The organism is Aeromicrobium sp. JJY06 (genome assembly GCF_044069275.1).
Lineage (GTDB): Bacteria > Actinomycetota > Actinomycetes > Propionibacteriales > Nocardioidaceae > Aeromicrobium > Aeromicrobium tamlense.
The window spans coordinates 691,322-703,535 of sequence record NZ_JBIMRD010000001.1 but is presented as its reverse complement, the minus strand read 5'-3'; the positions used below and the strand labels follow the sequence as shown (position 1 = coordinate 703,535).

Genomic DNA, 12,214 nt, shown 5'->3' with positions numbered 1-12,214 from the left:
GCGTTTCAGTCAACACAAGCTAGAGAAACCAAACCAGGAGGGCCCCAGTGGCTAAGGCGAAGTTCGAGCGGACCAAGCCGCACATGAACATCGGCACCATCGGTCACATCGACCACGGTAAGACGACGCTGACCGCGGCGATCACCAAGGTGCTGCACGACAAGTACCCCGATCTGAACGAGGCCTCGGCCTTCGACATGATCGACAAGGCTCCCGAGGAGCGCCAGCGCGGTATCACGATCTCGATCTCGCACGTCGAGTACCAGACCGAGAACCGTCACTACGCGCACGTCGACTGCCCCGGCCACGCCGACTACGTCAAGAACATGATCACCGGCGCGGCTCAGATGGACGGCGCGATCCTCGTGGTCGCCGCCACCGACGGCCCGATGCCGCAGACGCGTGAGCACGTGCTGCTCGCCCGCCAGGTCGGCGTGCCGGCCATGGTCGTGGCGCTCAACAAGTGCGACATGGTCGACGACGAGGAGATCCTGGAGCTCGTCGAGCTCGAGGTTCGCGAGCTGCTCAACGAGCAGGACTTCGACGGCGACAACGTCCCCGTCGTCAAGGTTGCGGCCCACCCGGCCCTGACCGGCGACGCCAAGTGGGGCGAGTCGATCCTCGAGCTCATGGCCGCGGTCGACGAGTACATCCCGCTGCCCCCGCGTGAGACGGACAAGCCGTTCCTCATGCCGGTCGAGGACGTCTTCACGATCACCGGTCGTGGCACCGTCATCACCGGTCGCATCGAGCGCGGCATCGTCAAGGTCAACGACACGGTCGACATCGTCGGCATCCGTGACGACAAGCAGACCACGACGGTCACCGGCATCGAGATGTTCCGCAAGCTGCTCGACGAGGGCCAGGCGGGCGAGAACGTCGGCCTCCTGCTCCGTGGCACGAAGCGCGAGGACGTCGAGCGCGGCATGGTCGTGATCGCGCCCGGTTCCACGACTCCCCACACGGAGTTCGAGGGCCAGGTGTACATCCTGTCCAAGGAGGAGGGTGGCCGTCACACGCCGTTCTTCAACAACTACCGCCCGCAGTTCTACTTCCGCACCACGGACGTCACCGGCGTCGTCACGCTGCCCGAGGGCACCGAGATGGTCATGCCCGGCGACAACACCGAGATGTCGGTCGTGCTGATCCAGCCGATCGCCATGGAGGAGGGCCTGCGCTTCGCCATCCGCGAGGGCGGCCGCACCGTCGGCGCCGGCCGTGTCACCAAGATCAACAAGTGAGCTGATCCGCTGACACGCACTGCGTGAGGAACCCCCGGGGCTTCGGCCCCGGGGGTTCTGTCATGTCCGGGGTGTAGACGGCGGCCGCATCGGTGCCGGGCGTCCGACGGGTAGCCTCGCGGTGTGGGACACGATCATGCGCACGGCGCCGGGGTGAGGCACCGGGGACGCCTCGTCCTCGTGCTGGCGCTCACCCTGTCGGTGCTCGTGGTCCAGGTGATCGTCGGCTGGCTGACCGGCTCGCTCGCGCTGCTGGCCGACGCCGGCCACATGCTCAGCGACTCGTTCGGCCTGGTCCTCGCGCTGGCCGCGATCGCGGTGGCGCAGCGACCCGGGGGAGCGCGCAGCACCTACGGCTGGCACCGCACCGAGGTGCTCGCAGCCGGGGCCAACGGGCTCATTCTGCTCGTGATCTGCGGGATCATCGTGCTCAGCGCCGTGGGACGGCTGTCCGAGCCGCCCGAGATCGCCGGCCTGCCGGTGCTCGTGGCCGGCGCGATCGGACTGGCCGTGAACGTGGTCGGCCTGCTGGTGCTGCGGGGAGGGGCCGAGGAGAGTCTCAACGTCCGCGGCGCGTACCTCGAGGTGCTCGGCGACGCCCTCGGCTCGGTCGCGGTCATCGCCTCCGCGGTCGTCATCCTGACCACGGGGTGGGCCCAGGCCGACCCCGTGGCCTCGCTCGTCATCGCGGCCCTCGTCGTCCCCCGCGCGATCTCACTGCTGCGCGACGTGGGGGAGGTGCTGCTGGAGAACAGCCCCCGCGACGTCGACCTCGACCAGGTCCGCGACCACATCCTCGGAGTCCGGGGCGTCGTCGACGTGCACGACCTGCACGTCTGGACGATCACCAGCGGCATGCCCGTGATGAGCGCCCACGTCGTGGTCGACGAGTCGGTCGTCGACATGGACGACGCCCACCACGTGCTGGACCACCTGTGCACGTGCCTGAGCCACCACTTCGACGTGGCCCACTCGACCTTCCAGCTCGAGCCGGCCGGGCACCTCGACACCGAGGGGCACGCCCACCGCTGACGCTCAGCGGAAGGCGGGAAGCCCGGTGAGGGCCTGGCCGATCACGAGCGTGTGCATCTCGACCGTCCCCTCGTAGGTCAGGACGGACTCGAGATTGTTCATGTGGCGGATCACGGGGTACTCCAGCGAGATGCCGTTCGCCGCGAGGATGGTGCGTGCGGTCCGGCAGACGTCGAGGGCCTCGCGGACGTTGTTGAGCTTTCCGAGACTCACCTGCTCGCTGCGCAGCGTCCCGGCGTCCTTGCGGCGTCCCAGGTGCAGAGCCAGCAGCTCTGCCTTGACGAGCTCGAGCGCCATGTCGGCCAGCTTCGCCTGCGTCAGCTGGAAGCCGGCGATGGGACGGCCGAACTGCTCGCGCTGCCCCGCGTAGTCCAGAGCGCTGGCCAGCGCCGAGCGCCCGGCGCCGACGGCGCCCCAGACGATTCCGAAGCGCGCCTCGTTGAGGCACGAGAGCGGACCCTTGAGGCCGCTGACCTCGGGCAGGACCGCCGACTCCGGGAGGCGGACGCCGTCCAGCACGATCTCGCCGGTGACCGAAGCGCGCAGCGACATCTTGTGCTTGATCTCGGGTGCCGAGAAGCCCGGCGTGTCGGTGGGGACGACGAAGCCGCGGACCTGGGAGGAGCTGTCGCCGGTCTGCGCCCAGACCACGGCGACGTCAGCCACAGGCGCGTTGGTGATCCACATCTTTCGGCCGTCGAGGACCCAGTCCGTGCCGTCCTTGCGTGCGCGTGTGCGCATGCTGCCGGGGTCGGAGCCGTGATCGGGCTCGGTCAGACCGAAGCAGCCGATCGCCTCGCCGGCGGCCATGCGTGGCAGCCACTGCTGCTTCTGCTCCTCGCTGCCCCAACGCCAGATCGCGAACATCGCCAGCGATCCCTGGACCGAGACCAGGGAGCGGATGCCCGAGTCGCAGGCTTCGAGCTCCAAGCACGCCAAGCCGTAGTCCACGGCGCTCATGCCGGCGCAGCCGTAGCCCTCGAGATGCATGCCGAGCACACCGAGACCACCCAGCTCGCGGGTCAGCCCGCGGACGTCGGGGATCTCGCCGGCCTCGAACCACTCGGCCACGTGCGGTTGGATCCTGTGCTCGACGAGGTGTCGGACGGTGTCGCGGATCGAGCGCTCCTCAGGCGACAGCAGGTCGTCGATGCCCGCGAGGTCGAGGGGGTTCGTACGGGTCTTGACGGCGGTGGTGCTCATGGGGTCCTCCGGTCCTCCGCCAGCCAGCGGCGGATCTGGTCGTTGTGCTCGCCCAGTCCGGGCGGAGCCGCGGGCGGGACCACCTGACTGTGCGAATAGGTGATGGGGTGCCGCACCTGCGGCGGGTGGCCCGCTCCGACCTCACGCGTCGGATCGAGGCCGAGTCGGTCCGCGAGCTCGAAGGCCGAGCCGATGTCGCCGACGACGCCTACGGGCACGTCCGCGGCGACGAGGAGCTGGTACCAGTGCTGGGCGTCCCGGGTCAACAGCACCTCCTCCAGGATCGCGACGAGGACGTCGCGGTGCTGGACCCGCACGGCGTTGGTGCAGAAGCGGACGTCGTCGGCCAGCTCGACGCGCCCCAGCGCCGCGGCCATCTTCCGAAACTGTCCGTCGTTCCCGCAGGCGACTGCGATCAGGCCGTCAGCGCAGTGCAGCGTCTCGTAGGGGGCGATCGACGGGTGGCGGTTCCCCAGCGGCGCCGGTGGCCGGCCGGTGGTCAGCCAGTTCGAGGCCTGGTTCGCCAGGGAGCCGAGCAGGCTCGTCAGCAGGGACACCTCGACGTGCTCGCCGACGCCTGTGCGCGCCCGGTGCGCGAGTGCCGCGAGGATGCCGATCGCGGCGTCCTTGCCGGTCAGGACGTCCACGAGGGCGACACCCACCTTGTGCGGGTGGTCGGCGTCCGGGCCCGTGATGCTCATGAGACCGCCGACGGCCTGGATCACGAAGTCGTAGCCGGGGAGCGAGGCACCCGCACCGCTGCCGTACCCGGTCAGCGAGCAGTAGACCAGCGCGGGATTGAGCGCGGCGGCCTGGTCCCAGCCGAGCCCGTAGCGGTCGAGGGTGCCGGTGCGGAAGTTCTCGACGAGCACGTCGGCCCTCCGGACGAGCTCATGGGCCAGCCGCAGGTCGTGGGCGTCGCGCAGGTCGAGCGTCACGCTGCGCTTGGTGCGGTTCGCCGACTCGAAGTACGCGCTCGTCGTCTCGGTCCACGGCGGTCCCCAAGCGCGGGTGTCGTCACCGGTACCGGGACGCTCGACCTTCACGACGGTCGCGCCGAGATCCGCCAGGAGGGCGGTGGCCATCGGGCCGGCCAGGACACGGCTGAAGTCCGCGACGAGGATGCCGTCGAGCGGCGCAGCCGTCACTGGTCGCCACCGCCCAGGTGCAGCACCCCGTCGATCCTGCGAGGAAGATGCCACGGGTTGGAGTCCTGAAGGGAAGGCGGTAGCGCGGGCTCGGGAACGCTCTGCAGGGCGAGCGGGCGCGTGAACCGGTCGAGGGCGGCCGCTCCGACCGAGGTCGCGCGCGCATCCGACGTGGCGGGCCACGGCCCGCCGTGGTGCTGGGCCCAGGTCCAGGCGACGCCCGTGGGCCAGTCGCCGACCGTGATGCGGCCGACGACCGGGCTGAGCAGGTCGATCACGGCGGACAGGTCGGGGTCGTCCCCGCCGGCGATGATCGTGCCGACCAAGGCCCCCTGCAGTCGGCCGAGCACGCCGGCCAACTCCTTGTCGTCGCGGTACTCCACGATGATCGCGACCGGGCCGAAGCACTCGGCGACCAGCGGACTGTCCGCGACGATCGCGTTGGCCTCGGCACGCAGCAGGACCGCGTCGACCCCGAAGCCCTCGGCGGGTCCGGTGGCGATCTGCAGGACCTCGGCGCCGGCCGCGACGAAGGCTGCCACGCCGGCACGGGCGTGCTCGGCGATCGGTCCGGTCAGGGCCCACCCCGACGGTCCGGAGTCGCGCAGGGCCTGGGCGACCGCGTCGGCGATGCCACGTCCCGCCGGTGCCAGCAGCAGCCCCGGCTTCGTGCAGAACTGACCCGAGCCGAGGGTGAAGGAGCCGACGAAGCCCGCGGCGAGCGAAGCGAGGTCGTCGGCGCCGGCTGCTGTGACCACGACCGGGTTCACGGTGCCCATCTCGGCGTAGACGGCGATCGGGACCGGGCGAGCGAGGGCACGGTCGCGCAGCGCCATGCCGCCGGACTGCGAGCCGGTGAAGGCGACCGCACTGATGGCCGGATCGTCGACCAGGCGGGTCCCGGCGGCGAAGCCGGTCACGAGCCCGAACGTCCCGTCGGGTGCCCCGGCGCGCGCCAGTGCCTCGATGGCGACGGCGGCGAGCAGACGACTGGTCTCGGGGTGCGCGGGGTGGCCCTTCGCGACCACCGGGCACCCGGCAGCGATGGCCGAGGCGGTGTCGTTGCCGAGGACGCCGAACGCGAACGGGAAGTTGCTCGCGCCGAAGACGGCCACGGGGCCGACCGGCACGTGGACCCTGCCCAGCCAGGGAGAGGACTCCGTCGCGCGATCGATCGTGGCGCCGAGGTAGGCGCCGTCGGCCGCGACCGTGCCATAGAAGCGCAGTTGCGACGCGGTGCGAGCGAGCTCGCCCGACAGCCGGACCGCTCCCAGCCCGGTCTCGCGGTCGGCGACGGCGACCAGGTGGTCGGCTGCCTCCTCGAGGGACGCGGCGACCGCGCTCAACCACGTCCGTCGCGCCGCGGGGGAAGAGGCGGCGACGCGGCGGGCGCAGGACTCCGCGCGGGCGGTCGCGAGGTCGACGTCCTGGTCGGTGCTGGTGGGAAACACGGCATGCGCGCGTCCCGTCCGCGGCTCGAGGCTCGGCTCCTCGTGCTGCGGTTCGGGGTGAGGAACGTCAGGGCGCCGCGGCGTCCCGGTCATCGGGCGCCGCCTTGGTGAGTGACGGTGCGGACGAGCTCCTCGGTCGCGCGAGCGACGGGTCGTGTCGTCATGGTTCCTCCGGGGATGGCGGGACGGTGCCCGTCGTTGTCGTGGCCTGTCCTCGAGCCTAGGAAGACTTCGGGACCGAAGGGGAGGGACGAAGCGTCAGGCGCAGCACCGTCCGCGCGACGTTGTGTCGAACCGGGGACGAGGGCGTCGTCGTGGATCGGGGTCACGCCGCCGCCCGGACGACGCGCGCCGCGCGCTCGCCGCTGGCGAGGGCCCCGTTCATCGTGCTGGCGAGGGGGCCCGCGGTGTGCTCGCCAGCGAGGACGACGCGACCGACCCTGCGCTGCAGCGCCTGGGCCGCCGCCGGATCCCACCCGACCTTGGCGAACGAGTACGCGCCTCGGGCCCACGGCTCGCTGCGCCACGCCGTCACCACGTGGTCGGCCGGGTCCAGTGCCAGGTCATGCCGCGAGGCCACGAGGGTCGACAGCCAGTCGTCCGCGCCGTGGACGGCACCCAGCTCGGTGACCTGCTCGGCGGTGCCGGCGAAGCAGGACACGCCGGCCGAGCCGAGGGAGCGGTCGGCGGGGGAGGCCGAGTTCCAGCTCCACCAGCGACGCCCCGGCCCGGCGACGGCCTGGGGCGCGGCGGGCTCGGCGACGGCGACGGACAGCTTGGCGGCGTCGCCGAACCCGAGCTGCGCGGCGCCTGTCGCCCACTCGTGAGGTAGGCCACTGTCCCATTGGAGGCGGTGGAGCAAGGGCAACGGGAGGGCGAGGACGAGGGCATCGGCAGCCGACTCGCTTCCATCCGCGGTCGTCACCACCACGTGACCGTCGCTGTCGGAGACGGCTTCCACCGGTGTGCCCAGTCGGACTCGGTCGGCGAGCGTCCGGGCCAGCTCCCGGGCGATCCGGTCGTTGCCCCCGAGCACGCGGGAGGCGTGGTCGATCTGCGGAGGCTCGAACGACGACAGGACGGCGCGGGCGCTCAACGCTCCGGCATCGCCCGCGCACGACGTCTCGATCCGGTCGAGGATCGCGTGGGGCTGCGAGCCGAACACGTCGTGGAAGAGCGTACGGACGCTCACGTCCTCGTCGAGCTGCTGCGCGGCACGGCTCAGCCGGGTCATCGTCGTATGGAGCTCCTCGATGCTCGGCGTCGTCCCGTCCGGCTGGCGTCGGCGGAAGAAGTTCACGGCGTGGGGGATGAGCGGCAGGCCCAGCTCGGCGCAGAAGCGGCGGATCACGTGCTGCTCGGGATCGATGAACTCGCCACCGCGCTCGACCGTGACGCCATTGGCCAACGTGGTCGAGCGGCACCTCCCGCCGACGCGGTCGCCGGCTTCGAGGACCTGCACCTCCTCGCCGGCCTGCACCAGACGATGGGCCGCGGCCAGTCCGGCCAGGCCCGCTCCCACGACGATGACCTTCATCCCCGCTCCTCTCGACACTCACGAGTCTCGGAGGTGGGGCGGGGGTCAGGTGGTGTGACAATCGGACACCCGAGCGGGGTCGTCACTCCACAGTGGACAGGCCACGGGAGCCGGGGCGGGCACTCCGCGTCCGCAGGTCAGAACGGGCGCAGGTACACCGTCTTGAGACGCGTGTAGAACTCCTTGGCCGAGGACCCCTGCTCGCGCGGGCCGAAGCCGCTGTCGCCGTCGCCGCCGAAGGGGACGTGGGGGTCGGCCCCGGTCGTCTCGGAGTTCACGTGCAGGATGCCGACCTTCAAGCGGCGCCGGGCGTCGGCGATCACCTTGAGGTCGTGGGTGAAGACCGAGGCGGTCAGTCCGTAGGGACCGGTGTTCGCGAACTCGAGTGCCTCCTGCCAGCTCTCCACCCGGATGATCGACAGGACCGGGCCGCAGACGTCGGTGTTCCAGACCGGTGATCTGTCGTCCTTGAGCTCGAGGATGGTGGGCTGGACGAAGTAGCCGGAGGCGCGCGACGGCGTGTCCACGTCGTCGTCCCCCGTGAGGATGTTGGCTCCCTCGGTGAGGGCCTCGGTGACGACGCCGGTGACCCGGTCGCGAGCGGGGCCCGAGACGAGGGGGCCCATGTCGGTGGAGCCGATCAGCGGATCGCCGACCCTCCAGTTGGCGACCTGCTCGATCAGCTCGTCGATGAAGCGGTCGGCGATCCCGCTGTGCAGCAGCAGGCGCGAGGTCGAGCTGCACTTCTGGCCGGTGGCGCCGAAGGCCCCGAGGATGACCCGCGCGGCCGCGTCCTGGAGGTCGGCGTCCGGCAGGACGATCGCCGGGTTCACGCCTCCCATGCCTGCCTGGATCGGCTTGGCGTAGGCGCCGCACCGCGCGATGACCTCGCGCCCGACCGCGGTCGAGCCGGTGAAGCTCACCGCGTTCACGTCGTCGTGCGAGACGAGCATCTGGCCCACGTCGGCGTCGCCGTAGACGAGGTTCAGGACCGCAGGCGGCAGTCCCGCCTCCAGCAGGGCCGCGACCAGCCGACGTGACGTCGCCGGCACACTCCCGGCGGGCTTCCAGACGACGGCGTTGCCGTAGGCCAGGGCGGGCCCGATCTTCCAGGCCGGGATCGCCAGGGGGAAGTTGAACGGGGTGATGATGCTGACGACCCCCACGGGCGAGCGTGAGGTCATGATCGTCTCGCCTGGCCGGAACGACTCGTACGTCTCGCCGTTCGGCTGCAGGGCCGAGCTGGCCACGTAGCGCAGGATGTCGCTCGCGCGGTGGACCTCGTCGAGGCTGTCACGGATCGTCTTGCCGACCTCGCGGGCGATGCCGAGCGCGAGATCGTCCGCCTCGCCCGCGATGATCTCGGCGGCCCGGCGCAGGATCTCGGCTCGCTCCTGGGGGGCGGTCGCCGACCAGGAGGCGAGTGCTGCCGCTCCCGACTCGACCGCCGCCGAGACCTCGTCCGGCGCCGCAGCGTGGGTGACCCCCAGCGGGGCGGACAGGTCGGAGGGGTTCTCGTCGGTCACCGCGGGTCCCGAGCCCGGGGTCCATTCCCCGGCGATCAGCTGGGGGATGACGCCGGGAACGGGGGCAGACGTCGCGGAGGTGTCGTCATGGCTCACGGACACGGTGCAGTCCTCCTACTCGCTCACGAGGCGGCTCAGTTCCTCGGCCTTCAGTGCCAGCCACAGCTCGGTCCGGTCGTGTGCCGAGGCCAGGTTCCGGCCCGTGATCTCCTCGACGCGGCGCATCCGGTTGCGCAGGGTGTGGCGGTGCACCCCGAGGGCGGCCGCCGCGGGCACCCACTGGGCGTTGTTGGACAGGTACGCCTCGAGGGAGCGCAGCAGCTCGCCGCCGAACGAATCGTCGGCCTTGGTTAGGGAGGCGAGCGCGGCACTGGCGATCATGGCCAGCGACTCCGAGGACTGGCTGGACAGCAGCAGGGCGTAGGTCGACAGCTCGTCGAAGCGGCGATGGGTCGCGGACTCGGCCTGTGCCGCCTTCACCGCGAAGCGCGCCTGCTGGACCGCGACGGTGAGGTCGTCCGTGGAGCTCGGCAGCGAGCCGCCGAGGTTCACCCGACGTGGCATGTGCGCGCTGAGGTCGGCGTGCAGCGCCTCCAGGTCGGGGAGGTCGCCCTTGAGCACGACCACGACCTCGGTGCCGAGGATGCACGACAGGAAGTTGACGCCACGGCCGACGAGGGTCTGGCGGACCGCGCGCATGCGATCGGCCGGGCTGGCCGTGGAGGTCACGATCACCACGGAGAGCGTGTCGTCCTTGGTCATGTTGAGGTCCGCCAACTGGCGCCGGGCGCCGTCGCCGGTGAGGGTTCCGGTCAGGATCGAACGCAGGATGTCCGAGCGCAGCTTGTGCTCGGCGGCGATGAGCTCGGTCCGCTTCGCCAGCTCGAGCGCGATGAGCGCCTCGGCGTGCGTGAGGATCAGGCGCTGCTCGGCGCTCATCGACGAGGGGAAGCGCGTGCCGAGGTACCCCAGGGTGAGTCGCCGGACGCCGATGGCCTCCACCACGAGATGCGCGCCGTCGCGTTGGCGGCTGCCGATGCTGAAGGGCAGCTGGTTCGGCTTGGCGACCGCGGCGTGCTCGGTCGTGCCCTCGATGAGGGAGCGGAGCTCGGGGCGGTGATCGATCATCGGGCTGCCGCCGGGAGCCAGGAGCGCGACTTCGCAGCCGGCATGGACCTCGAGGCCCCGGACGATGCCGTCGATCCCCTCGGTGAGTCCGCGCTGGGTGAGGTCCTGCTGGGCCTCCACGACCAGACGCAGGTCCCGGCGCAGCTCCTCGGCGCGGCGCTCCGCGACGAGCCGGGTGATCGAGACCAGGGGCGTGGACGCCGGCACCTCCAGCAGAGGCAGGCCGAGGCTCTCGCAGGCCGCGATGATCGGGGCGGGGATGCAGTCGAACTTCGGGCCCACGGCGAAGGCCAGGCCCGCGGCTCCGGTGGACGCGACGTCGCGGACGTAGTCGTACTGTCCGTCGTCGGACTCGGGCAGGAGGAAGCCCGCCGTCATGAGGAGCTCATCTGGCGTCAGCCAGGCCACCGGGTCGGGCCGTTCGGCCGAGTGGGCGACGGAGACCTCGTTCTCGCGGTGCGGCTCACCCGCGACGAGGGTCAGGCCCAAGGTCCCCGAGCTGGCCAGCTGGTCGATGGTGACGGTCATGGCTCCTCCTTCCCGACGATCCTCCTGCGCGGACGAGTCTCGCACGGCTGTGCTCCGCGTCACACGGCGGCCGAGCCGCTGTCCAGTTTGTACAGCCGGGACCGGCGAGGACGCCCCCTACGTTGATCCCACAGGAAGTCTCGCCGGAAGGAACAGGATCGTGCCGAAGGTCGTCGTCGTCGGAGCGGGTGCCGCAGGAATGGCCACCGCGCGCAAGTTGGATCAGCTCGGACTGGATCCGGTCGTGGTGGAGGCCAGGGCCCGGCTGGGTGGTCGCACCTGGTCCGAGACGTTGGCCAACGGCCACGTCGCGGAGCGCGGCGGTGAGTACTTCCACTCCGGCACCACGGAGGTGCACGAGCTCGTCGCGGAGCTCGGTCTGCACATGACGCCGCAGGGCTTCGACCCCAGCGACCGCATGGTCACCGACCCCGACGGACCGTCCCTGGCCGAGCTCGAGGAGGGTGCCAAGGTCGTCACCGAGCACTGGGCGAGCCTCGGTGACGAGATCTCCGACGACACCAGCATCTTCGACGTGTTCTCCGGCGCCCCGGTGGATCCCGTCATCCGCGCCGCGATCGTCGCGCGCATCTCGTCGGGCATGGCCACCCACGTCCGTCGCGTGTCGGCACGGTTCTCCTCGAACGACTGGGCCCTGGTGAGCCACGAGAACAACACCCGCATCGCCGAGGGCAACCAGAGCCTGGCCGAGCGGATGGCCGACGAGCTCGGTCGGCACCGGGTCCGGACACGCTGGCCGGTCAGCGCCGTGCGCCAGGTGGGGAACGGCTACGAGGTCGCCAACGTCCACGGCGAGGTCATCGCGGCCGACGCCGTCGTGATCGCGGTCCCGGTCAGCATCCTGGACCGGATCGAGATCGACCTGTCCGAGGCCACCCGGACCGCGGTGGACAAGATCGGGTTCGGCCAGGCCACCAAGCTGCACCTGATCGTCGAGGGCGACCTCGAGCCGACCGTGAAGCAGGACGTCGCCACCCCCTTCTCCACCTGGGCCACGCAGGGCATCGGCATGGACGGCGCCTCGTTCGTGACCGGCTTCGGCTCGACCCACGAGACGCAGGACACCTTCCAGTTCCGCGACCGCGGAGCCCGCCTGTTCCGTCCGGCTCTCGAGGCCGCCTGGGAGGGCACGAAGTTCTCCGGTGACGAGCTCTTCACGTACTGGGGTGGCGACCCGTGGGCCCGCGGCTCCTACAGCTTCCGTCCGACCGGGTGGACCGACGTCGACGAGGCAGCCCTCGCCGCCCCGCACGAGGGGGTCTTCTTCGCCGGTGAGCACACCGCCGACCTGCACCGCGGCTCGATCTGCGGCGCGCTGCGCAGCGGGTACCGCGCGGCAGGCGAAGTCGCCGAACGCCTCGCCTGAGCATATCTAGCGTTCGCCGGGACGCCCTCGGGG

The 12,214-nt window shown here is 71.1% G+C and carries 9 protein-coding genes; 3 read left to right on the top strand and 6 right to left on the bottom strand.

Features of this window, described 5'->3' with window-relative positions; genetic code table 11:
• Positions 1–47 precede the first annotated feature (47 nt).
• Both tuf and ACGWYL_RS03565 read left to right on the top strand, forming a co-directional pair.
• Entirely contained in the window at positions 48–1,241 is a 1,194-nt protein-coding gene (tuf, locus tag ACGWYL_RS03570) for an elongation factor Tu (RefSeq protein ID WP_179422723.1), read from the top strand.
• Between the two features lie 123 nt (positions 1,242–1,364).
• Positions 1,365–2,273: a cation diffusion facilitator family transporter gene (locus ACGWYL_RS03565; RefSeq protein ID WP_395486460.1), complete on the top strand. Its 909-nt coding sequence runs from the start codon at positions 1,365–1,367 to the stop codon at positions 2,271–2,273.
• 3 nt (positions 2,274–2,276) lie between these two features.
• On the opposite strand, the gene ACGWYL_RS03560 is transcribed toward ACGWYL_RS03565, so the two are convergent.
• From ACGWYL_RS03560 to ACGWYL_RS03535, 6 genes are all read right to left on the bottom strand, one after another.
• Positions 2,277–3,476 carry an acyl-CoA dehydrogenase family protein gene (locus ACGWYL_RS03560; protein WP_395486459.1) on the bottom strand — a complete coding sequence of 400 codons (1,200 nt, stop codon included), beginning with the start codon at positions 3,474–3,476 and terminating at the stop codon, positions 2,277–2,279.
• Positions 3,473–4,624, bottom strand: coding sequence for a CaiB/BaiF CoA transferase family protein (locus tag ACGWYL_RS03555; RefSeq protein WP_395486458.1), 1,152 nt, complete (start codon positions 4,622–4,624; stop codon positions 3,473–3,475). The genes ACGWYL_RS03560 and ACGWYL_RS03555 overlap by 4 nt, the downstream gene beginning before the upstream one ends.
• On the bottom strand, positions 4,621–6,168 hold the full coding sequence (locus ACGWYL_RS03550; protein WP_395486457.1) for an aldehyde dehydrogenase family protein: 1,548 nt from the start codon (positions 6,166–6,168) through the stop codon (positions 4,621–4,623). Before ACGWYL_RS03550 ends, ACGWYL_RS03555 begins: the two co-directional genes overlap by 4 nt.
• Positions 6,169–6,400: 232 nt before the next feature.
• Positions 6,401–7,612, bottom strand: coding sequence for a flavin monoamine oxidase family protein (locus ACGWYL_RS03545; RefSeq protein WP_395486456.1), 1,212 nt, complete (start codon positions 7,610–7,612; stop codon positions 6,401–6,403).
• Between the two features lie 137 nt (positions 7,613–7,749).
• Positions 7,750–9,240 carry an aldehyde dehydrogenase family protein gene (locus ACGWYL_RS03540; protein ID WP_395486455.1) on the bottom strand — a complete coding sequence of 497 codons (1,491 nt, stop codon included), beginning with the start codon at positions 9,238–9,240 and terminating at the stop codon, positions 7,750–7,752.
• Between the two features lie 12 nt (positions 9,241–9,252).
• A complete protein-coding gene (locus tag ACGWYL_RS03535) occupies positions 9,253–10,794 on the bottom strand; it encodes a PucR family transcriptional regulator (protein WP_395486454.1) in 1,542 nt (513 codons plus the stop codon).
• A gap of 160 nt (positions 10,795–10,954) precedes the next feature.
• Between ACGWYL_RS03535 and ACGWYL_RS03530 the strand changes: the two genes are divergently transcribed.
• Positions 10,955–12,181, top strand: coding sequence for a flavin monoamine oxidase family protein (locus tag ACGWYL_RS03530; RefSeq protein WP_395486453.1), 1,227 nt, complete (start codon positions 10,955–10,957; stop codon positions 12,179–12,181).
• Positions 12,182–12,214 lie beyond the last annotated feature (33 nt).